15 protein-coding genes and 15 tRNA genes are annotated in these 21,374 nt (G+C 41.1%); 17 read left to right on the top strand and 13 right to left on the bottom strand.

The window, feature by feature from the left end; all coding sequences use genetic code 11:
- Positions 1-63: 63 nt before the first annotated feature.
- Entirely contained in the window at positions 64-945 is an 882-nt protein-coding gene (locus SJ2017_RS14360) for a 1,4-dihydroxy-2-naphthoate polyprenyltransferase (RefSeq protein ID WP_055026087.1), read from the bottom strand.
- 238 nt (positions 946-1,183) lie between these two features.
- On the opposite strand from SJ2017_RS14360, the gene tesB reads away from it, so the two are divergent.
- The 3 genes from tesB (at position 1,184) to SJ2017_RS14345 (ending at position 3,893) form a co-directional block, all read left to right on the top strand.
- Complete coding sequence (gene tesB / locus SJ2017_RS14355) at positions 1,184-2,047, top strand: acyl-CoA thioesterase II (RefSeq protein WP_080916183.1); 864 nt, start codon at positions 1,184-1,186, stop codon at positions 2,045-2,047.
- Between the two features lie 4 nt (positions 2,048-2,051).
- Complete coding sequence (locus SJ2017_RS14350; RefSeq protein WP_055026089.1) at positions 2,052-2,447, top strand: YbaY family lipoprotein; 396 nt, start codon at positions 2,052-2,054, stop codon at positions 2,445-2,447.
- Between the two features lie 192 nt (positions 2,448-2,639).
- Positions 2,640-3,893, top strand: a complete 1,254-nt coding sequence (locus SJ2017_RS14345; protein WP_080916182.1) for an MFS transporter — start codon at positions 2,640-2,642, stop codon at positions 3,891-3,893.
- 461 nt (positions 3,894-4,354) lie between these two features.
- On the opposite strand, the gene SJ2017_RS14340 is transcribed toward SJ2017_RS14345, so the two are convergent.
- The 9 genes from SJ2017_RS14340 to gltX all read right to left on the bottom strand — a co-directional run bounded on the left by SJ2017_RS14340 (position 4,355) and on the right by gltX (position 7,871).
- Positions 4,355-4,430, bottom strand: a tRNA-Glu gene (locus tag SJ2017_RS14340).
- Between the two features lie 109 nt (positions 4,431-4,539).
- Positions 4,540-4,615, bottom strand: a tRNA-Glu gene (locus SJ2017_RS14335).
- A gap of 241 nt (positions 4,616-4,856) precedes the next feature.
- Positions 4,857-4,932, bottom strand: a tRNA-Glu gene (locus SJ2017_RS14330).
- 241 nt (positions 4,933-5,173) lie between these two features.
- A tRNA-Glu gene (locus tag SJ2017_RS14325) sits at positions 5,174-5,249 on the bottom strand.
- Between the two features lie 234 nt (positions 5,250-5,483).
- Positions 5,484-5,559: transfer RNA gene (locus SJ2017_RS14320), tRNA-Glu, on the bottom strand.
- A gap of 244 nt (positions 5,560-5,803) precedes the next feature.
- Positions 5,804-5,879 (bottom strand) — tRNA-Glu (locus SJ2017_RS14315).
- A 242-nt stretch (positions 5,880-6,121) separates the two neighbouring features.
- A tRNA-Glu gene (locus SJ2017_RS14310) sits at positions 6,122-6,197 on the bottom strand.
- An 86-nt stretch (positions 6,198-6,283) separates the two neighbouring features.
- Positions 6,284-6,356, bottom strand: a tRNA-Ala gene (locus tag SJ2017_RS14305).
- Between the two features lie 105 nt (positions 6,357-6,461).
- The gene (gene gltX / locus SJ2017_RS14300; protein ID WP_080916181.1) at positions 6,462-7,871 is read right to left on the bottom strand and encodes a glutamate--tRNA ligase; all 1,410 of its coding nucleotides are present in this window, start codon (positions 7,869-7,871) and stop codon (positions 6,462-6,464) included.
- Between the two features lie 512 nt (positions 7,872-8,383).
- Between gltX and SJ2017_RS14295 the strand changes: the two genes are divergently transcribed.
- The 7 genes from SJ2017_RS14295 (at position 8,384) to SJ2017_RS14265 (ending at position 9,136) form a co-directional block, all read left to right on the top strand.
- Positions 8,384-8,459 (top strand) — tRNA-Val (locus SJ2017_RS14295).
- A 36-nt stretch (positions 8,460-8,495) separates the two neighbouring features.
- A tRNA-Val gene (locus tag SJ2017_RS14290) sits at positions 8,496-8,571 on the top strand.
- A gap of 37 nt (positions 8,572-8,608) precedes the next feature.
- Positions 8,609-8,684 (top strand) — tRNA-Val (locus SJ2017_RS14285).
- A 37-nt stretch (positions 8,685-8,721) separates the two neighbouring features.
- A tRNA-Val gene (locus SJ2017_RS14280) sits at positions 8,722-8,797 on the top strand.
- Positions 8,798-8,834: 37 nt separating this feature from the next.
- Positions 8,835-8,910, top strand: a tRNA-Val gene (locus SJ2017_RS14275).
- A 37-nt stretch (positions 8,911-8,947) separates the two neighbouring features.
- Positions 8,948-9,023: transfer RNA gene (locus tag SJ2017_RS14270), tRNA-Val, on the top strand.
- Positions 9,024-9,060: 37 nt separating this feature from the next.
- Positions 9,061-9,136, top strand: a tRNA-Val gene (locus tag SJ2017_RS14265).
- Positions 9,137-9,408: 272 nt separating this feature from the next.
- Here SJ2017_RS14265 and SJ2017_RS14260 read toward each other — a convergent pair.
- Entirely contained in the window at positions 9,409-11,238 is a 1,830-nt protein-coding gene (locus tag SJ2017_RS14260; RefSeq protein ID WP_080916180.1) for an ABC transporter ATP-binding protein, read from the bottom strand.
- A gap of 179 nt (positions 11,239-11,417) precedes the next feature.
- Between SJ2017_RS14260 and SJ2017_RS14255 the strand changes: the two genes are divergently transcribed.
- The 7 genes from SJ2017_RS14255 to sstT all read left to right on the top strand — a co-directional run bounded on the left by SJ2017_RS14255 (position 11,418) and on the right by sstT (position 19,842).
- Complete coding sequence (locus SJ2017_RS14255; protein WP_244899701.1) at positions 11,418-13,007, top strand: DNA-3-methyladenine glycosylase 2 family protein; 1,590 nt, start codon at positions 11,418-11,420, stop codon at positions 13,005-13,007.
- The gene (locus tag SJ2017_RS14250; RefSeq protein ID WP_080916179.1) at positions 12,997-13,521 is read left to right on the top strand and encodes a methylated-DNA--[protein]-cysteine S-methyltransferase; all 525 of its coding nucleotides are present in this window, start codon (positions 12,997-12,999) and stop codon (positions 13,519-13,521) included. Before SJ2017_RS14255 ends, SJ2017_RS14250 begins: the two co-directional genes overlap by 11 nt.
- 301 nt (positions 13,522-13,822) lie before the next feature.
- Positions 13,823-15,142, top strand: coding sequence for a DEAD/DEAH box helicase (locus SJ2017_RS14245; RefSeq protein WP_080916178.1), 1,320 nt, complete (start codon positions 13,823-13,825; stop codon positions 15,140-15,142).
- A gap of 96 nt (positions 15,143-15,238) precedes the next feature.
- Positions 15,239-15,709 (top strand): phosphatase domain-containing protein, encoded by a 471-nt coding sequence (locus SJ2017_RS14240; protein ID WP_055026170.1) that lies wholly within the window; start codon positions 15,239-15,241, stop codon positions 15,707-15,709.
- Positions 15,710-15,812: 103 nt separating this feature from the next.
- The gene (locus SJ2017_RS14235) at positions 15,813-17,330 is read left to right on the top strand and encodes a phospholipase D family protein (RefSeq protein WP_080916177.1); all 1,518 of its coding nucleotides are present in this window, start codon (positions 15,813-15,815) and stop codon (positions 17,328-17,330) included.
- A 194-nt stretch (positions 17,331-17,524) separates the two neighbouring features.
- Positions 17,525-18,403, top strand: a complete 879-nt coding sequence (locus SJ2017_RS14230; RefSeq protein WP_080916176.1) for a chemotaxis protein CheV — start codon at positions 17,525-17,527, stop codon at positions 18,401-18,403.
- Positions 18,404-18,618: 215 nt separating this feature from the next.
- The gene (sstT, locus tag SJ2017_RS14225; RefSeq protein WP_055026172.1) at positions 18,619-19,842 is read left to right on the top strand and encodes a serine/threonine transporter SstT; all 1,224 of its coding nucleotides are present in this window, start codon (positions 18,619-18,621) and stop codon (positions 19,840-19,842) included.
- Positions 19,843-19,936: 94 nt separating this feature from the next.
- On the opposite strand, the gene SJ2017_RS14220 is transcribed toward sstT, so the two are convergent.
- Both SJ2017_RS14220 and SJ2017_RS14215 read right to left on the bottom strand, forming a co-directional pair.
- Positions 19,937-20,596, bottom strand: coding sequence for an RluA family pseudouridine synthase (locus SJ2017_RS14220; protein ID WP_080916175.1), 660 nt, complete (start codon positions 20,594-20,596; stop codon positions 19,937-19,939).
- Between the two features lie 116 nt (positions 20,597-20,712).
- Positions 20,713-21,309, bottom strand: coding sequence for an acyl carrier protein phosphodiesterase (locus SJ2017_RS14215; RefSeq protein WP_065110676.1), 597 nt, complete (start codon positions 21,307-21,309; stop codon positions 20,713-20,715).
- Positions 21,310-21,374: the final 65 nt, after the last annotated feature.

Genomic DNA, 21,374 nt, shown 5'->3' with positions numbered 1-21,374 from the left:
TATGACATGCTTGTATTAATGTTAAAGCAAGTTCATAGGAAGACTTATTGGGCGAGCGGTCAGTTACATTGGCAAACTAAAGATTAACCCTATGCTGAACAATAGGCTGAAAATCATTGTTAACTTAGCTGTGCGCCCTAAGATTGGGTTTAAGGCTTCACCACTGGTATTACTGAACTCTCCGCTGAGTTGACGAGCGTAGATTAATGATAAACCTGCTAGCAGCACTGGAAGGCCTGCAAGGTTACCCATTAAAAAACCACCAATAATAAGACCAAAAGGTAAATAGACTAATGCTTGATATAAGACTCTAGCTTGAGCTTGTCCAATTTTGACAGCAAGGGTATTTTTACCTGCTTTGGTGTCTGTTTGAATATCACGGGTATTATTTACTAGCATAATCGCTGCGTTAAACATGCCAATAGCACTTCCTAACAGCCAAGCACTGGTACTCGTGTCACCTGCTTGTAAGTAATAACTACCAACGACGGCAACAAGTCCAAAGAATACAAATGCTGCCACTTCACCTAAACCATGTGATGCTAAAGGGTAAGGTCCGCCGCTGTAACATACCGCACCAAGTAAGGATGCCACGGCTAATATCGCAATAGGCCAGCCACCGTGAAAAATAAGTGCTGAACCAACCAATAATGCAAGCAATAAGCAAATAACCATGGCATTGCGTACACTGCTAGGTGATAACATTCCGCTTTGGGTCACTCTGACAGGCCCTACTCGTTCTTCTGTGTCGATGCCATTTTTAAAATCAAAATAATCATTGGCTAAATTGACGGCAATTTGCAATAAAATGGCACATAACATTGAAATGCAAGCAATGGTATAACTGAATTGCTCAAGGTGTAGGGCTAAAATATTACCAATTAATAATGGACCAATGGCAGCAGGTAAAGTGCGAGGTCTAATGGCTAAAATCCAAGATTGCATATTGTTAAGGCTTCAAGATATCGAGTTAAATTAGGATAGACTATTAGCATAGCAACTTTTTTTGATTAAGTACGAGGTTGTGATCGCGCAATTAAGTAAAATCTTGTTACTAATTGTGCTGAATTTTATCGTTTTTTTGTTTATTTGTACGTAAATTCGAGAATATATTTACGCTAGGTGTGTGGTTCTAAGGTAATCTAAGTTTATTGAGTCAGGTTGTGCAGACGTTAGGGAAATTATGAGTCAAGTTTTAAACGATTTATTATCACTGCTTTCATTAGAGCAAATCGAACTAGGGCTGTTCCGTGGGCAAAGTCAGGATTTAGGCTTCGGTCATGTCTTTGGCGGACAAGTGATGGGGCAAGCGTTAAGTGCTGCAAAGCAAACGGTAAATGAAGATAGGCATGTGCATTCATTACACTCTTATTTTTTGCGGGCGGGTGATGAGAAACTTCCTATTGTCTACGATGTTGAAAACATGCGTGATGGGGGCAGTTTCAGTGCAAGACGAGTAAAAGCGATTCAAAAAGGCCGCCCTATTTTTTACATGACTTGCTCGTTTCAAGCTCCTGAAGAAGGTTTTGAACATCAAGCTGAAATGCCAGTCGTCGATGGTCCAGACGGGTTACTAAATCAGCAAGAATTAGCTTCTACAATGCGCGATAAAGTACCCGCTAACATACTTGAAAAATTCATGGCTGACTCGCCGATCGAAATGCGCTTGGTTAATCCAATACATCCTATCGCTCCAGACTCTACTGAACCCAAGCGGTATATTTGGATGCGAGCGAATGGCCATATTCCAAGTGATCACAGTGTTCATGAATATTTACTCGCATATGCGTCAGATTTCAACTTTCTGGTGACTGCGGCTCAGCCTCATGGTGTGTCATTTTTAACGCCAGGGATTAAAATGGCGACGATAGATCATGCCATGTGGTTCCATAGGCCGTTTAATTTTTCAGATTGGTTGCTTTATAGTGTAGAAAGTACCAATGCCAGCGGTGGCCGCGGTTTTGTTAAAGGGCAGTTTTTTGATCAACAAGGTCGCTTGGTTGCATCTGCAACACAAGAAGGCTTATTAAGAATGACGAAAGGATAAAAATATGAAGTTCGGTGTAAAAGCAGCAATGTTTGCGTTGATGACATTTATGATGACTGCGTGTGTAACCGTTACCCCAGATGAGCCGGTTATTATTAATGGCTATGCGGGTTACCTTGAGAAAATTGTATTGCCTCAAAACTGTAAAATTAACATTGCGATTATTGGTCTTAATACCCCAGGTTTAATTATCTCGCAAAAAACGTTCGATATTGCCAGAGCACCAGTACCGTTTAAGTTTACGTTACCTGCGGACAGTATTGATGAAGATATTGAGTATGGGGTTGTTGCGATGATTCTGTATCAAGATAGACCTATTTTTCAAACCTATGAGAAATTTCCGGTTATCAATAATGATAAGTTCACCACTGAAGTTATTATGAAAAAGGTAGAGCGCTAAACTGATCACTTTACACCTGCTTAATAACAGCAGGGTTCATTAGTAAAAATATTGCTCGAACTTTAAGTTATGTCTTAATGATTATGCTGACAAATTAAGACATAACTCACATCTTTAACTTTCTCAAATTGCTTATGGTCTTCATCGAGCAATAATCAATGCTCAGTTAACTATTTAATCGAGGCTTATGTTGTGCCTGATTTACTTGCCAAAGAAGCCACTGAAAACCAATCTGGTGGCGAACAAAGATTAATTTGGGCATTGTGTCTTGCATCTATCGTTGTTTATATCAATTTATATGCAGTACAAGGCATGCTGCCTTTAATTGCTGAGCATTTTAATGTCAGTGGTGCTAAAGCAACATTGATCTTGTCTGTTACCAGTTTTTCGCTGGCTTTTTCGTTACTTATTTATGCGGTAATTTCAGACCGAGTAGGCCGTTTAGCGCCAATTATGGTCAGCTTATGGATGTTAGTCGCTTCCAATCTATTACTTATTTTTGCTCGAGACTTTGATGCTTTATTATTGGTTAGGCTATTGCAGGGGGTATTACTCGCAGCAGTACCTGCCATTGCAATGGCATATTTTAAAGAGCAATTACCAGCAGGTTTTTTATTAAAAGCGGCTGGTATTTACATTATGGCAAATAGTTTAGGCGGCATTGGTGGCAGGTTAATGGGAGGGCTTTTGTCTCAATACTTTACCTGGGAACAAGCCATGATGGTGAATTTTTCGGTTACTTTGATTGGGATTTCTATAGTCACATATTTGCTACCAAGAAGAGAAATAAAGTGCGCGGTAACCCAATACTCAACGAGCGTCATTAATAAAATAAAGCACGATATCGGTGGTTTTATTTATCATTTGACAGATCCCCAGATGCGGCTTGTATATGCCATCGGTGGACTTGCTTTTATGATGATGGTGAATCAGTTCAGCTTTATTCAATTATACTTGATGGCCGACCCATACAATTTTAGCCGTTTTGCGGCGACTTTAATTTTTCTTTGCTATTTAAGTGGAACTTTAACGTCTTATTTATCTGCCAAGTGGGTGGTTAAATTTGGCGCTCAACGATTATTCAAAGGCGCATTGGTTGTGATGCTGCTTGGCACGTTATTGACCTTAATGGATAATCTACTTTGCATTACAATTGGTTTTTTACTGACTGCGAGTGGTTTTTTCTTAACTCATAGTTGTTGTAATTCGTTTGTGGCGATAAGAGCATCGACTCATAGAGCTAAGGCGACTTCCCTATACCTTTGCAGTTATTATCTAGGAGCGTCCCTTGGAGGCCCTTATTTGATGATATTTTGGCATCAATCAGAGTGGCAAGGTGTTGTTATTGGTTCGGTAGGGTTATTGTCTCTGTTATTAGTGGCTATTTTAAGGTTGACGCATCATCAATCTAAGGCAGTTGAACAAGAGCTTAATACGCAAACATAGTAACGACATAGATAAGTTTTCTACCTTTGAATTAGAGGCCTAAAGGCCTCTTTTTTGTTGTTTGTTCTTGCGCTAAGCCTGCTCGACGTTCAAAACTGAGTTGTCTATTGAAACAAAATTAGTTTCCAGTTATTACATTCACTTTGTACCTCATGTACAAATACAATACGTAATGTTTGATTTTAATTGTTCAGCACTCATTTTAGAGCGAACTTTAAAGAATAGCTAAAGCCTCAACTCACTAAGTATCCTAGATAGATTATGTAATTATTAAGAGTTCATCTTGATTTGATTGGCGTTACTAACTAACACTTTAGGCGTTGACATTATAGTCGTTACGTATAGGTATTCATTTAGAGAGGTCTTTTTGAGTTAGCGATAAATTTCAGACATAAAAAAAACACAATTAAGTGGCTTTGATATTACTTAAAACTCAGTTTGATAACTCAGAGTTAAGAAAGTGGTATCCCCTAGGGGATTCGAACCCCTGTTACCGCCGTGAAAGGGCGGTGTCCTAGGCCTCTAGACGAAGGGGACCCGGACTGGCGTTATACTCTACCAAAGAGTGAATAACTCATTAAGTTCTGTAGGCTAAAACTTAACGCTTTTTTTATTTTCTCGAAATTCATCAAGAAAAAATAAATAGTGGTATCCCCTAGGGGATTCGAACCCCTGTTACCGCCGTGAAAGGGCGGTGTCCTAGGCCTCTAGACGAAGGGGACCCGGACATATTGTTTTACTTCCAATATAACGAAGACCTATAAGTAACACTTTAGAAGGCTATTAAAGTGAAACCGCCGTGCTCTTGTAATAACAGCGCGGTGTCCTAGGCTCTCTCTTCTTTAATCGAAGGGGACCCGGACTGGCGTTATACTCTACCAAAGAGTGAATAACTCATTAAGTTCTGTAGGCTAAAACTTAACGCTTTTTATTTTCTCGAAGTTCATCAAGAAAAACAAATAGTGGTATCCCCTAGGGGATTCGAACCCCTGTTACCGCCGTGAAAGGGCGGTGTCCTAGGCCTCTAGACGAAGGGGACCCGGACATATTGTTTTACTTCCAATATAACGAAGACCTATAAGTAACACTTTAGAAGGCTATTAAAGTGAAACCGCCGTGCTCTTGTAATAACAGCGCGGTGTCCTAGGCTCTCTCTTCTTTAATCGAAGGGGACCCGGACTGGCGTTATACTCTACCAAAGAGTGAATAACTCATTAAGTTCTGTAGGCTAAAACTTAACGCTTTTTATTTTCTCGAAGTTCATCAAGAAAAACAAATAGTGGTATCCCCTAGGGGATTCGAACCCCTGTTACCGCCGTGAAAGGGCGGTGTCCTAGGCCTCTAGACGAAGGGGACCCGGACATATTGTTTTACTTCCAATATAACGAAGACCTATAAGTAACACTTTAGAAGGCTATTAAAGTGAAACCGCCGTGCTCTTGTAATAACAGCGCGGTGTCCTAGGCCTCTAGACGAAGGGGACCCGGACTGGCGTTATACTCTACCAAAGAGTGAATAACTCATTAAGTTCTGTAGGCTAAAACTTAACGCTTTTTTATTTTCTCGAAGTTCATCAAGAAAAACAAATAGTGGTATCCCCTAGGGGATTCGAACCCCTGTTACCGCCGTGAAAGGGCGGTGTCCTAGGCCTCTAGACGAAGGGGACCCGGACATATTGTTTTACTTCCAATATAACGAAGACCTATATGTAACACTTTAGAAGGCTATTAAAGTGAAACCGCCGTGCTCTTGTAATAACAGGCGCGGTGTCCTAGGCTCTCTCTTCTTTAATCGAAGGGGACCCGGACTGGCGTTATACTCTACCAAAGAGTGAATAACTCATTAAGTTCTGTAGGCTAAAACTTAACGCTTTTTTATTTTCTCGAAGTTCATCAAGAAAAAATAAATAGTGGTATCCCCTAGGGGATTCGAACCCCTGTTACCGCCGTGAAAGGGCGGTGTCCTAGGCCTCTAGACGAAGGGGACCCGGACATATTGTTTTACTTCCAATATAACGAAGACCTATAAGTAACACTTTAGAAGGCTGTTAAAGTGAAACCGCCGTGCTCTTAATAAAATAGCGCGGTGTCCTAGACTCTCTCTTCTTTTAATCGAAGGGGACCCGGACTGCATTAGACTCTGCAAAGAGTGAATAACTCATTAAGTTCTGTAGGCTAAAACTTAATGCTTTTTTATTTTCTCGAAGTTCATCAAGAAAAAATAAATAGTGGTATCCCCTAGGGGATTCGAACCCCTGTTACCGCCGTGAAAGGGCGGTGTCCTAGGCCTCTAGACGAAGGGGACCCGGACTGCATTAGACTCTGCAAAGAGTGAATAACTCATTAAGCTCTGTAGGCTAAAACTTAATGCTTTGATTTAAATATAATTAGTGGAGCTACACGGGATCGAACCGTGGACCTCTTCGCTGCCAGCGAAGCGCTCTCCCAGCTGAGCTATAGCCCCTCAACTATACTTAATACATTTGGACATGCTGCGATAAATAATCACGTTGTGTCTCAACTGCGAGGCGCATTCTATGCAGCCTCGCCAAAAGTGTCAACTCGTTTTTTAAGAATTTATTCTATCTGCTACAAATTCAATCGCTTTGGATATTCTTTGTTCGCAACGAGCCTTTCCAACTAAAAATAAGGTTAAATCTACAGCAGGTGACATACCAGCGCCTGTAACGGCTACACGTAAAGGCATTCCGACTTTACCCATTCCCACTTCAAGTTCTGCAGCAGTATCTTCAATTGCTTGATGTATTGCTTCAACAGTCCATTCTGGAAGTGCAGAAATTTTTTGCTGAATTAGCTTTAACGGCTCCATGGCTACGCCACGTAAATGCTTTTTAGCGGCATTTTCGTCAAAAGCGTCGAAGTCTTCGTAAAAGTAGCGGCTAGAAGCTGCTAACTCTTTCAAGGTTTTTGCTCTTTCAGATAATGCAGTAACAACTTCAGCTAATGCTGGGCCATTTGCTGTATTAATCTTTTGATCATCCATATGCCATTGAAGATGTGTTGCAACATATTCTGGAGCAAGCTCTTTAATATAATGTTGGTTTAACCAATTTAGCTTTTCAGTATTAAAGGCAGAAGCGGCTTTATTGATATCGTCTAGTTTGAATAGCGAAATCATTTCTTCCATCGAAAACACTTCTTGGTCGCCATGTGACCAACCTAAACGTACAAGATAGTTAAGGAGTGCTTCTGGTAAGTAACCATCATCACGATATTGCATTACACCAACAGCACCATGACGTTTTGACAATTTTGCACCGTCATCACCTAAAATCATCGATACATGAGCATATTCAGGTACTGGTGCACCTAATGCTTTAAGGATGTTAATTTGACGAGGGGTGTTGTTGATGTGGTCTTCACCACGTACAACGCAAGTGATACCCATATCCCAATCATCTACAACTACACAGAAGTTATAAGTCGGCGTACCTTCTGTACGGGCGATAATTAAGTCATCTAAAGTGTCATTAGCAAATTCGATACGACCACGTACATGATCATCAAATACCACACTGCCTTCTGTCGGGTTCTTAAAACGGATGACAAATGGTTCATCAGTATCACGAGGCTCAAGATCACGACAGTGACCATCATATTTTTGTGACTCACCATTCGCAGCTTGTTCTTCACGCATTGCTTCAATACGCTCACGGGAACAATAGCACTTATAAGCAGTACCTTCTTCTAGCATCTGCGTAATGATTTCGTTATAACGATCGAAACGTTTAGTTTGGTAATATGGACCTTCATCCCAAGTTAGTCCTAACCATTCCATTCCTTCAAGAATGGCTGCACATGCTTCAGGTGTTGAACGTTCAATATCAGTATCTTCTACACGTAAAACAAACTCGCCTTGGTTTGCGCGGGCATAAAGCCAAGAATAAAGTGCTGTTCGAGCACCACCTACATGTAAAAAGCCTGTTGGGCTAGGAGCAAAACGCGTCTTAGTTGTCATAATGGGACACTAACCTATTTCAAAAACGTCTATATAAAGACAGATATAATAAAGTGGCCGATATTCTATACCTAAACTACCTTATTATGCGAGTTTCACTTTTGATTATATAAGCTGGGTCGCTTTACTTAAGTGATATTGTTCTTGTGAAGAAAAACTATAGCTAACAAGCGAATGTCTTGCTGCTTGAAGCTTACTAATTACTGAATGAGTTCTTGATTGCACAAGATAGATTTAATCTGGATAAAGTTCGGCGATTAAAATTAATGCTAAAGCTTAAATTCTTGATACAAGGTTAATGACGAAAGTAAGAAAAAGAAAAGACATGAAAGCTTATGACCCTAAGCACTTGCTTAATAATGCATCAAAAGGTTAAGTGTTCATGTCTGTAATGGGTTTAAAGCGTTTAACAATTCAGCAGTGTGCACGTTTTTAGCGCTGCTAAGCTTTGTTTCGTGAAAAAGTCGTTGACAGTATTTTGTTGCTCCCTATAATACGGCCCCACACAGCGAGGTCGATTAGCTCAGCTGGGAGAGCACCTCCCTTACAAGGAGGGGGTCACTGGTTCGAGCCCAGTATCGACCACCATTCTTTTTTAAGAATTAAATCATTGTGTAAATCCCAGGTCGATTAGCTCAGCTGGGAGAGCACCTCCCTTACAAGGAGGGGGTCACTGGTTCGAGCCCAGTATCGACCACCATTCTTTTTGTAAAGAATTAAAACATTACGAAATCCCAGGTCGATTAGCTCAGCTGGGAGAGCACCTCCCTTACAAGGAGGGGGTCACTGGTTCGAGCCCAGTATCGACCACCATTCTTTTTGTAAAGAATTAAAACATTACGAAATCCCAGGTCGATTAGCTCAGCTGGGAGAGCACCTCCCTTACAAGGAGGGGGTCACTGGTTCGAGCCCAGTATCGACCACCATTCTTTTTGTAAAGAATTAAAACATTACGAAATCCCAGGTCGATTAGCTCAGCTGGGAGAGCACCTCCCTTACAAGGAGGGGGTCACTGGTTCGAGCCCAGTATCGACCACCATTCTTTTTGTAAAGAATTAAAACATTACGAAATCCCAGGTCGATTAGCTCAGCTGGGAGAGCACCTCCCTTACAAGGAGGGGGTCACTGGTTCGAGCCCAGTATCGACCACCATTCTTTTTGTAAAGAATTAAAACATTATGAAATCCCAGGTCGATTAGCTCAGCTGGGAGAGCACCTCCCTTACAAGGAGGGGGTCACTGGTTCGAGCCCAGTATCGACCACCATTTCATCTGCTTTACCTCATTAAATTCTCAAGTTTGATTTAAACACCAACAGTTCATTGTTTTCTGTTTGATGTTCTATTCAATTTAATTGTGTTCACACTTTTTGTTTTCAAAGCCTATTACTCGTTTTTTGCAAAGCATGTGCAAATCTTAATAAACCAGAGTATTTAACGAGAAAGCTAGTCTATATCCACTCTGCATATTGTTGAGCCATAAAAAGCCGCTCAGTGATTACATTGAACGGCTTTGTACTTTATAAACTCAATTTAAGCTTAATCGATCCCTAAGAACCCACCTGTTTGATGTGCCCAAAGCTGTGCGTAGATCCCACCCGATTTAATTAATTCTTGATGCGTACCTTGCTCAACTATTTTGCCTTTGTCTAATACGATCAATCTGTCCATTGCAGCGATAGTTGATAAGCGATGAGCAATAGCAATTACCGTTTTACCTTGCATCAACTCATACAAACTTTCTTGAATCGCAGCTTCAACCTCTGAATCTAATGCCGATGTCGCTTCATCAAGTAAAAGGATCGGCGCATTTTTAAGTAGAACACGGGCTATAGCGATACGTTGACGCTGACCACCAGACAATTTCACACCACGCTCACCCACTTGTGCATCTAAGCCGGTATTACCAAATGGATCTGATAAATCCTTAATAAAGTCAGTAGCCTGTGCTTGCGAAATCGCAGCTTCTAGCTGTGCTTCAGTTGCAGTTGGATCGCCGTAGAGTATATTTTCCCTAATCGAACGATGGAGTAAAGAGGTGTCTTGAGTGACCATCCCTATCATTGAACGTAATGAGTCTTGGGTAACATCAGTAATTTTTTGGTCATCGATGGCAACATGGCCTTTTTCGACATCATGAAATCGCATGAGTAAGTTAACTAATGTTGACTTACCGGCACCAGAACGGCCAACTAAGCCGACTTTTTCACCCGCTTTGATATTGAGATTTAAATCGTTAATCACCCCAGAGTCTTCACCATAGTTAAAGCTAACATCATTGAAGTCAATTTTGCCGTTGTCGACACAAATATCTTTGGCATCAGGCTTATCTTCAATTTCAATAGGCTTAGATAAGGTGTTCATTCCGTCAGTGACAGTACCGATGTTTTCAAAAAGTGAGCTGATTTCCCACATGATCCACTGTGACATCCCGTTTAACCGTAATGCTAAACTTACCGCAATAGCGATAGCACCAACGGTAATAGCATCATCAGCCCAAAGCCAAATCGAAACAGCAGCAATGGTAAACGCCAGTAAGTAATTAATCCCTTGCACCAGCACATTAATAATCGTGACAAGGCGCATTTGACCATAAACGGTGTGCAAAAAGCCCATCATACTGTCTTGAGCATAATCGGCTTCTTGTTTCGTATGAGAGAATAATTTTACAGTCGAAATGTTGGTATAGCTGTCAACAATACGGCCAGTCATTGTCGAGCGAGCATCAGCTTGCTTGGCTGAAATTGCTTTTAATTTTGGTACTAACTTCCATTGGATGGCGATGTAAGCAAATAACCATAAAAGCATAGGCAACATTAGACGGACATCAGCACTGGCTATCATAACCAGCATAGAGGTGAAATAAATCAAGATGTACATCAATACATCAAGTAATTTCATCACTGTTTCACGAACTGCGAGAGAAGTTTGCATGACTTTAGTGGCAATACGACCTGCAAAGTCATCTTGGTAAAATGAAATACTTTGCTTAAGCAGATATCGATGTGCTTGCCAGCGTATTGCCATCGGATAATTGCCTAATAGAGTTTGATGCACGATAGAGGCGTGTAACCATACGAGTAGCGGGATCACTACCAGCACAATGACAGACATGCCAATTAACGTGTTACCTTCATCTTGCCATAGGGTTTCAGGGTTTTTAGTGACTAACCAGTCGACTAACTTACCCATAAACCCGAATAGCGAGACTTCTAAAATGGCGAGTGTGGCAGTCAACATCGACATAATAATCAGGTGTTTTTCAAACCCTCGGGTGTAATGGCGACAAAACGCGTACACGCCTTTAGGTGCCTTAGTGGGCTCTTCTTGAGGCAAAGGGTTCGTTAAAGATTCAAAAAATTTAAACATCAACAACTCGAATGAATATTAGTTATTGCTAGGATACCGTAACTTATGATGCAAGTGTTGAATAGATTGTGACAATCCTTGTGCGAAGTTAATCAGCATTCAGTTCCGTTTTCCGCTAGTTGTGAAGGTAAACATTGGGTAAAGTGACGTTATCTCCATCACTGACTTATCGATATATGATGACTAGTACACACAACCAGCCACATCCAGATAACGAGCTCGAACCGGTGCTAGAACCTTCAATTGCATGTTATTTGCCGAATGATGTTTGCAGACAGGCGAGGTTAAGTCGTGACGCACGCTTTGATGGTCGCTTTTTCATTGGCGTAAAAACGACAGGAATTTATTGCCGTTCGATTTGTCCTGCTTCTCCTCCTAAAGAGCAAAATGTGGTGTATTTCGATTCGGCGATAAAGGCTTCTCAAGCTGGGCTGAGGCCTTGTTTACGCTGCCGACCTGACAGTGCTCCAGAATCTAATGCATGGCAGGGTTCAAGCACTAGTTTGCAGCGAGCTATTTCGTTAATCGAAGGTGGCAGCCTTTCTGGTGAGAATGCGCAGTCTTTAACGGAATTATCAGCAAGATTAGGGATAAGCTCCCGTTATTTGTCACGTTTATTTAATCAACAACTCGGGACTTCACCTAAAAAATATGCCTTATACAGGCAATTGATGTTTGCGAAACAATTACTACATCAAACCAGTTTATCGATAACGGACGTCGCAATGGCGGCAGGTTTCAATAGCATAAGACGCTTTAATGAGGTGTTTAAATCACAACTACTACTGACGCCAACACAGCTGCGCAAAACCCAAAAAGTAAACAAGTCTGCAGAAACCAACTCGCAAGGTATTAAGTTATTGTTGGATTATCGGCCACCGTATTCATGGCAGGATATTTGGTCGTTTTATCAATTGCGTGCAGTAGATGGTATGGAGTGGCTGAATGAAACAACTTATGCTTATGGGAGAAGTTTTGCTTTTTCATTCAATGAGCAAACAGTGACAGGTGTCTATGAAGTTGTTCCTGTCAAAGGCAAGAATCAATTAGCGTTAACAGTTGAATTTGAACAGACTGAACATATCCGGTATTTACATCAAACCGTGCGATTTATCAGGCAGCGACTAGATTTAGACGCGGATATGGACGTGATTGAACAATCATTTGAGCCGCTGCAGAACTTAGGGATGAAGGTGAAACAAGGCTTGAGAATTCCAGGTACTGCTTCAGTATTTGAGGCGGGGTGTCGCGCAGTACTTGGCCAGCAAGTTAGTGTGATTCAAGCCAGTAAACTTCTCAATATACTCGTTAAAAATTATGGTGCCGTTAAGCGAGTTGGAGGTAGGGATGTGCAGTTTTTTCCTAGCGCTGAGTCCATCGCTGCAGCGAGTTTAGATGAATTTAAAATGCCTGAATCTCGAAAACGTGCGCTAAATGGCCTTGGTGACTTTGTTGCTAAAAATCCATTTGCTTGCCCTAGTAAATGGATAGATATAAAAGGCATAGGTCCTTGGACTATTGCTTATGCTCAAATGCGAGGAGAGAGTAACCCTGATGTGTTTTTGGGCGGAGACTTAGTGATTAAAAATCGAATTAAAGCCCTCTTGCTTGCCTTAAGTGACTTGCCTGATAACAACCCGTTTGCGATAGCAAATAAGGCTGAGTTTACCCCTAGGTTGTATCAAACATTCGTTAATAACCTCGCTAAGCAAGTTAGCCCATGGGGCAGTTATCTCACGTTTCAATTGTGGAGCCAAAATGAAAATTAATATGTTACCCCCTTTGCATCAATCTATTTTTAAAAGTCCTGTTGGCGATTTAAAGCTGCAAGCTTCAGTGGCAGGTTTAACGCATTTGCAAGTGATTGATAAAGACTCATCTGCCGCAAATTATTCATTTTCCTCTGAAATAAAAGCAGCGACTGGCGCAGACATTAGCCAAGCTAAACAATGGATTGAACAAGCTATTCACGAGCTCGAAGAGTATTTTTCAGGCCAAAGAGTTCACTTTGATGTGCCACTTGCTGCCAAGGGGACAGAGTTTCAACAACAGGTTTGGCAAGCGCTAGTTGATTTACCATTTGGCAAAGTCTGCAGTTATGGTGATATTGCCAATAAAATTGAGCGCCCTAGAGCGGTGCGTGCTGTTGGCGCTGCAAATGGGGCCAACCCAATAGCTATTATCGTGCCTTGTCATCGAGTTATCGGTAAGAATGGTACCTTAACTGGTTATGCTTATGGACTTGAGATGAAACAATTTTTATTAAATCTTGAAAGTCGTTAGCTCTCAATTAGAGCTAAACTATTGGTATTCAGTCAAACTTTTCGAATGATAAACTGGTGGCCGTTTAACCGCTTATTTGACCACCGATGATACTGGTACACTGCTATCGCTCAAGACTGTTTGCATATGAGTTTAAATTGGGTGTTCGGCTTTTTGATGGGAAATACCTTTCTCTAATACCGATTAAGGTTATTAATTACTCATAGGTTGCGCAATATCGCTAACTTAACCGGCTCAAATAAGCTAAAATAAACCTTACTGTTTTATTCGATTTATATTTATATTTGAGCACCCTAATTTAATGACATCAGCTAATCATTCTCCTGAAGCTTCACACAACAGTGCAGCCAACTTTGCCGAACTTGGCCTAATTGCACCCATTACCAATCGTCTAAAGGAAATGGAATATAAAACGCCAACACCGATCCAGGCGCAAGCTATTCCAAGTGTGATTGCAGGAAAAGATTTATTAGCGGGTGCCAACACTGGCTCAGGTAAAACGGCCACATTTGTATTACCCATTCTGCAAAAAATTCATCAAGCACAACAAACGGCGAAAAAAGACAAAGGCAACTTTGTTTCTGCATTAGTACTAGTTCCTACTCGTGAGCTTGCTAAGCAAGTCGCTGATAGCGTTAAATCTTATGCTGTGTATTTTAATGGTGCTATTAAATCAACCGCAGTTTTTGGTGGCGTATCAGCCAATACTCAAATGCTGTCATTGCGTGGCGGCACTGATGTATTAGTTGCAACACCAGGGCGATTGCTAGATTTGATTTCTAGTAATGCTATCAAGCTCGATAACGTTGATACCTTAGTGCTTGATGAAGCAGATAGAATGCTGAGTCTAGGCTTTACTGAAGAGTTAGCCGCTCTGTTAGCCTTAATGCCTCATAAAAAACAAACGTTATTGTTTTCGGCAACGTTCCCTGAAGAAGTGCGCACCCTTACAGATAGCTTGCTCACCACGCCAGTAGAAATTCAATTACAAAGCGCCGACGCAAGCACGTTAGTTCAGCGTGTTTTTGCCGTAAACCGTGAAAAGAAAACCGCATTACTGGCAGAATTGATTAAACAAAATCAATGGCGCCAAGCACTGATTTTCGTCAATGCTAAAAACAGTTGTAAACACTTAGCTGAAAAACTCTCTAAGCGGGGGATTACAGCAGAAGTGTTCCACGGGGATAAAGGCCAAGGTGCACGTAATCGAGTTCTTGATGGGTTTAAAGTGGGCGATATTGAAGTGTTAATTGCCACCGATATTGCCGCTCGTGGACTCGATATCGAAAAACTTCCAGTGGTCATTAATTTTGATTTACCTCGAAGCCCTGCTGATTACATGCATCGCATTGGTCGAAGTGGTCGTGCAGGTGAAGTCGGCTTGGCCATTTCGTTAATTGCACACGCTGACTTCCATCACTTTAGTGTGATTGAAAAGAAAAACAAAATTCGTTTAGAACGTGAAACCTTTGTTGGATTTGAACCTGACGAAGAGGCGCCTGAAGATGAAGACGTTACTAAGCCTATGGCAAAACCTGCAGGAACAGGCAAAAAGAAGAAAAAAAACAAAGTACCAGTGAATGTTGATATTTGGCATTCAGCTGCAAAAGATAAACAATAATACTGGCGACTTAATGGGCAGAATGCGTGATGCATCTGTTCAATGAGGCTGTCAGGGTTTTACATCCTACCTATGAAATAAGAGCAACCATTAAATATGAAGCAGTTATTTTGGTTAGTTGACGGCGTGATTGCCGGTCGTAGTGGCCCTAATAAGGATGAATGGGATTTAGCAGAATTAAAAGCCGCCGGAGTGGGCGCAGTTTTATCGGTCAATAACGGGGATAATGTTGATACTGATGAGATTGAGAAACAAGGTTTACGCTATTTGTGTACTCCTTTTTCACGCAATATTCCTCCACAAGAGGGAGATGTGGCGATTTGTGTTAGCCAAGCGAGAAAAGCGCTAGCGTTTATCAGGCAATGTGAAGCTGACAATGTCGCCGTGATGATCCATTGTCGCTCAGGTAAAGACAGAACTGGGATAATGATGGCATATTATTTAATGGATAATGGCGCAGCGCCAGTTCATGCCGTCAGCCAAGTTCGCAGTGTTCGTGATATTGCATTTAGCGCTGAAGGCTGGGACCAACTGGTGTTTGATGTGCTATACGCGCTGCAAGATTAAATTAAGTGAGGGCTAATTGACGTTAATATAGCCCTCAACAATAAACAGCTGTTATTCGAAGCGTTATAAATTGAATATAAAATAATCGAGAAAGGGAAACTTGATGCTTAAAAATAAATACATATTACTGCTTTGCTATGTGTTTGCTTTTATTGTGTCCGGCTGTGCCTCCAAGGTCGATTTTGCCCCACTTGAAAAGCAGTATAAGTTTAACCCGCCTACCGATACATCCCTCGCTAACTATATAAACTCTCAGAAAAAGCCAAACTTAACAGGCATAAAAGCTTTATCAGATGGTATTGATGCCTTTATCGCAAGGCTGGCGATGATAGATAGCGCGCAAAAGAGTATTGATCTGCAATATTACATTTATCGAAATGATGAAACAGGGAAAATACTTACCTTGTTTTTATATAATGCAGCTGAGCGTGGAGTTCGAGTTCGTATCCTTCTTGATGATCTGACGACTGCTAACCATGACGATGGGTTATTGGCTGTTGCAAATCACCCTAATATTTCTATTAGGTTATTTAATCCCTCATACGAACGTCAGTATCGTGGTTTAGCATTCTTAAGTGATTTTGGCCGCATGAACCATCGGATGCATAACAAATCATTGACCATTGATAACCTCGTAACCATTGCTGGTGGTCGAAATATTGGTGGTGAGTACTTTTCCGCCAATGAGAATGTTGAGTTTGGTGACTTAGATGTGCTGGCTGTAGGCGAAGCTGTTGATGAAGTCTCAAATCAGTTCGATACCTATTGGAATTCTGAACAGGTGCAAAGTATTCAGCAGCTTGCTGATGCAAATGAGCTTAATTCTGATCTTGAGATGCTAAAGGTAAAGGCTGCTGAGTTTGAAGCCACATTAACCCAAGGTGAGTACGTCAAACGCCTTGAAAACAGTAGCTTGATTGAGAGGCTTAAAAATAAAACGCTTGATTGGTATTGGGGAAAAGCACATGTGGTGTTCGATCCGCCAAATAAGCTTGAACAAGGCCGTGAAGATGGCATTTTACTTGATGATTTAGCTTTCTTTTTTAATCAAACTCAGCATAAGTTGTTAATAGTATCGCCTTACTTTGTTCCTGGTGATGAAGCCACAAATGGACTAATTAGTGCGGTCAAAGAAGGTAAACAAATTACCATTGTCACCAATAGCCTTGCAGCGACCGATGTCCTTGCTGTTCATGCTGGTTATCAACAATATCGTCAAAAATTAGTAGAAGGTGGCGTTAAAATTTATGAAGTTCGAGGCGATGCAACTGAGAAAAAATCGAGCTGGAAAGGGAGTAGTAAAACCAGTTTACATGCTAAAACCTTTGTCATAGATGAAGAGATAATTTTTGTCGGTTCGTTTAATTTCGACCCTCGTTCGGCCTTAATTAATACAGAAATGGGCTTAGTTATCGAGAACGCGCAATTCGCTCAAGATATATTAAATGGGATAGCCATTACTGCAGATGAAAAAGCTTACGAACTCAGTATTGACGAAGGTGACTTAGTCTGGCTTGATAACCTCAATGATAAAGTGATTTATGCTGAGCCTGGTGCGGGTTTTTGGCGTAAATTTATGGCAGATTTTTTATCATTGTTGCCAATAGAGTCACAACTTTAACTTTTCTCAATCATAAACCTAAGCTGTGATTTGCTATGCCATTTAGGTTGTGATTAACTCAATTCGACATGGTGCTGAGTGTTACTGTTTTTAGCAGAATACTTGTTCATTAGCGCCCGTTTTTTGTATCAGCTACCTGCGAATGATTATGTTAGTGTTGCTGTAAACTTAGCACAGTTGTTATTGGATGGTATATGAAGAGCAAAGCAGGCCAGTCACAAGGGTTACTCCTTTTTCATTTAACCCAAATGCAGCAGTTTGCCCTCGGTACTTTAAAAATTCGTGAAATAGTGCCTTTTAGCGCGTTATCGAAAATCCCTCGGTCTCATCCTTATATTCTTGGCACATTAACTGTGCGTGGTAAAACCATTGCCATTATTGATATGGCAGGTGCAATTGGGTTTAAACCGATCGCTAAATCTGAACAAGAAAAGTGTTATGTGATTATTACTGATTGTCAGCGTATGGTGATTGGTTTTCTGGTTCGTGGCATTGATAAGATCATTGAATGTAATTGGCGTGATATTGAAGCGCCAGCGGCTAATTTAGGTCATTCCGCTTTTTTAACCGGGGTAACCCGAGTGGATGATAAGCTAGTGCAGTTGCTGGATGTTGAGTTGCTTATGGCAAAACTATTCCCACAAGATCCAGCAACAAGCCGCGCAATGCTCACCGATGTTCAGCGTGAGCGATTAAAGCCAATGCGGATTTTGCTTGTCGATGACTCAAAAGTCGCTAGAAAGCAATTATCTGACGCCCTTGATTCAATCAACATTGCTTATGACGTTACCGCTGATGGTCATGATGCATTGACCATTATGCAAGAAGCGGCCAACCAACAAAAACCAATTAATATCTTAGTTAGTGACATTGAAATGCCGGGGCTTGATGGATACGAGTTGGCATTTGAAGTTAAAAACAATCCTGATTTGGCTGATGCCTATATCATTTTACACACGTCATTATCGAGTGAGATAAGTGTGAGTCAGGCACATCAAGTTGGCGCCAACGAAGCCTTAACCAAATTTGATGCCCATGAATTAATCGAAGCCATGCTAAGAGGGGCGAAATAACAATTTTTAAATGATTTAACCCACTGCATCATAATTAGTCACATGTTGGCTAAATGTGGTTTGTTTGGTAATAGCGAGTAATATTAGCGCATCATTTCTTCTCTAGACTAGACTTTAGCCAATTCATCCGATATATACCTATCAGAGCTTATTAAAAGCCGCACAAATATTAGAGCTTACTAAAAGCCATAAATATAATAATCATAGGTCAAGCAATGAATCAAAATCCATCTCTGTTAGCGCGGGTCGCTAGCGGTAGCTTAGTGCTACAAATTCTCGCCGGTATTATTCTAGGTGTTATTTTAGCCACTTTCTCGACTTCAGCAGCCACACAAGTTTCTTTTTTAGGAAGTTTGTTTGTTGAAGCACTGAAAGCGGTTGCACCTATTTTAGTCTTTATTCTCGTTGCTTCATCGATAGCAAATCAAAAGAAAAATACCCAAACTAATATGCGCCCTATTATTGGCTTATATTTAGTCGGTACTTTAGCGGCGGCATTAACGGCTGTGGCATTTAGTTTTGCATTTCCAACAACGTTACTGTTGGCTGGCGGTGTTGAAGGTTCTAATCCGCCACAAGGCATTGCCGAAGTGTTAAATACTTTGTTATTTAAAATTGTTGATAATCCAGTCAATGCATTATTAACAGGCAACTACATTGGTATTTTGGCATGGGCAGTGGGTCTGGGGATCACGTTACATCATGCTAGTGAATCAACTAAAAAAGTCGTGTCGGATTTAAGTGATGGTGTGACTAAGATTGTTCGCTTTGTTATTCGTTTCGCCCCAATTGGTATTTTTGGTTTAGTATCAGGCACTATCGCAGAAACGGGATTTGATGCATTAGCAGGTTACGCACAGTTATTAGCCGTACTCGTTGGCGCGATGTTGTTTATTGCATTAGTTGTTAACCCAATTATTGTGTATCTGAAAATTCGCCGTAATCCTTACCCATTAGTATTAAAGTGTTTACGCGAAAGTGGTGTGACGGCATTCTTCACTCGTTCAAGTGCGGCAAACATTCCTGTCAACATGGCCTTATGTGAAGAGTTAAAGCTTCATAAAGACACTTATTCAGTATCAATTCCGTTAGGTGCAACCATTAACATGGGCGGTGCGGCAATCACGATTACAGTGCTGACGTTAGCTGCTGCAAATACCTTAGGTATTCAAGTAGACTTTCTAACTGCTGTGTTATTGAGTGTAGTCGCGGCAGTTTCTGCATGTGGCGCTTCAGGTGTTGCAGGTGGTTCATTGTTACTGATCCCATTAGCATGTGGTTTATTCGGTATCTCGAACGACGTTGCAATGCAAGTGGTTGCAGTGGGCTTCATTATTGGTGTGGTTCAAGACTCAGCTGAAACCGCGCTTAATAGTTCTACTGACGTGGTATTCACTGCTGCGGCATGTGAAGCTGCTGAAGCAAAAGAAAACAGCTAAAGCTTATTGTAAGCATTAAAAAACCGCTCGTATGAGCGGTTTTTTTTGAGTTTACAGTTTTTCTACAGCTTAGTTAGTACATCTAAGAATATACTTAGTCGCTAAAAGGGTGCTTACTGAAAAAGGTGCGCTGCTTTTGGGTGTACGGATGGGTTATGGTTAGCATTTGCGCATGCAAACTTAACCTATCCCTTAGTGCGATAGTCTGCTCATCTGCATAAAACGCATCACCAAGGAGCACGTGGTTGAGTGCAAGCATATGAACACGCAGCTGGTGAGTTCTGCCCGTTTCCGGTATTAATTTAACTAGGGTATGTTCTGGATGCCTTTCAATGACTTCGTAATGGGTAATTGCGGCCTTGCCAGTTTCTGAAACAACCTGAAATGGCGGATTACTTTTGTCTGCAGCTAATGCTAAATCGACCGTACCTGAATCATTTTCAATTCGTCCTTTCACCTCAGCGATGTAGACCTTCTTGGTTTTACGGTCTTGGAATTGGGTTTTTAAATGAGATTCAGCTTTTTTATTACGTGCAAACACCATAATGCCTGAAGTATCGCAGTCTAAGCGGTGTACTAAAATAGCCTCGGGGAACAGCTTTTGAACACGTGTGATAGCACAATCGTGGGTTGCTAGTGCTTTACCCGGATTAGCAAGTAACCCAGCAGGCTTATTAATCACAATGATATCGCGGTCTTTGTAGCGAATATCAAGCCAAGGGATACTAGGAGGTTGGTAATCAAAAATTTGCATTAAGTGGCGTCGGTTTACAAGAATAATCGGCTATTTTAGCAAACTTTTAGCTGTGCAGTAACGCTTAAACACACAGCATGTGGGTAATAATTGCAACTTAGAGGTGAGGTGAGTATTTATGGCAGGTATTGTTCTGGTGTTTTTCGGCTGTAAATACGGCTGTATGCCATTAACTGCGGGTAGAAGGTTCTAAATGCGATTTCAATATCAACATACAACTTATCGACATCTTTGATGGCCGTTTTAAAGAGTTCTGGCTTTGATATGCGTCGGCTAACCCCTTCGATGGCTTTATTCATCCCTTGTTTAGTTTGGTAGGCGGATAACCAGTCTTGTTCGATAATGCTAGGAGCAATAAGTTGCAGCTTTTCAGGCAGCTCTTCTGTGGTGTCTAAACTGTGATATGCCTTCTTAGTAAAATCGGCAAGTGAGTCTTGATGGTATTCTTCCCAATAAAAAGCCAAGTAATGATCAAATGCTAAATCGATAAGGATGGGAGCAACTCTTTTAGAGGATTTAGGGAACAATTTAATTAAATCCACAATTATTTCATGGCTATCGGTAATTTTATCAATTTGTCTATGTAGCCAAATTCCTTGCTGAAGATGTTTTGGGAAGTGTTTTATATCGCCTTTTGCAAAGTCACCAGCGAGATTGGCTGCCAAATGAGTATCACTAATATCGGCTAGATGTAGGTGTGCAAGAAAGTTCATATTTTGTACTTTTAATTTTTGAGTTTTTCAGTATGATGCTAAACCACGCAGACAGAAATTAACCA

This window comes from Shewanella japonica, assembly GCF_002075795.1.
In the GTDB taxonomy this organism is placed as follows: domain Bacteria; phylum Pseudomonadota; class Gammaproteobacteria; order Enterobacterales; family Shewanellaceae; genus Shewanella; species Shewanella japonica.
The sequence above is the reverse complement of the archived record's forward strand: the minus strand, read 5'-3'. Positions and strand labels throughout refer to the sequence as shown.

What these genes read in the sequence shown, in the direction of transcription:
- SJ2017_RS14255 (WP_244899701.1), top strand. Translation starts at nt 11,418, where the DNA reads ATGACTAGTACACACAACCAGCCACATCCAGATAACGAGCTCGAACCG.
- SJ2017_RS14230 (WP_080916176.1), top strand. Translation starts at nt 17,525, where the DNA reads ATGAAGAGCAAAGCAGGCCAGTCACAAGGGTTACTCCTTTTTCATTTA.
- SJ2017_RS14360 (WP_055026087.1), bottom strand. Translation starts at nt 945, where the DNA reads ATGCAATCTTGGATTTTAGCCATTAGACCTCGCACTTTACCTGCTGCC.
- SJ2017_RS14260 (WP_080916180.1), bottom strand. Translation starts at nt 11,238, where the DNA reads ATGTTTAAATTTTTTGAATCTTTAACGAACCCTTTGCCTCAAGAAGAG.
- SJ2017_RS14240 (WP_055026170.1), top strand. Translation starts at nt 15,239, where the DNA reads ATGAAGCAGTTATTTTGGTTAGTTGACGGCGTGATTGCCGGTCGTAGT.
- gltX (WP_080916181.1), bottom strand. Translation starts at nt 7,871, where the DNA reads ATGACAACTAAGACGCGTTTTGCTCCTAGCCCAACAGGCTTTTTACAT.
- SJ2017_RS14235 (WP_080916177.1), top strand. Translation starts at nt 15,813, where the DNA reads ATGCTTAAAAATAAATACATATTACTGCTTTGCTATGTGTTTGCTTTT.
- SJ2017_RS14250 (WP_080916179.1), top strand. Translation starts at nt 12,997, where the DNA reads ATGAAAATTAATATGTTACCCCCTTTGCATCAATCTATTTTTAAAAGT.
- SJ2017_RS14350 (WP_055026089.1), top strand. Translation starts at nt 2,052, where the DNA reads ATGAAGTTCGGTGTAAAAGCAGCAATGTTTGCGTTGATGACATTTATG.
- sstT (WP_055026172.1), top strand. Translation starts at nt 18,619, where the DNA reads ATGAATCAAAATCCATCTCTGTTAGCGCGGGTCGCTAGCGGTAGCTTA.
- SJ2017_RS14245 (WP_080916178.1), top strand. Translation starts at nt 13,823, where the DNA reads ATGACATCAGCTAATCATTCTCCTGAAGCTTCACACAACAGTGCAGCC.
- SJ2017_RS14215 (WP_065110676.1), bottom strand. Translation starts at nt 21,309, where the DNA reads ATGAACTTTCTTGCACACCTACATCTAGCCGATATTAGTGATACTCAT.
- tesB (WP_080916183.1), top strand. Translation starts at nt 1,184, where the DNA reads ATGAGTCAAGTTTTAAACGATTTATTATCACTGCTTTCATTAGAGCAA.
- SJ2017_RS14220 (WP_080916175.1), bottom strand. Translation starts at nt 20,596, where the DNA reads ATGCAAATTTTTGATTACCAACCTCCTAGTATCCCTTGGCTTGATATT.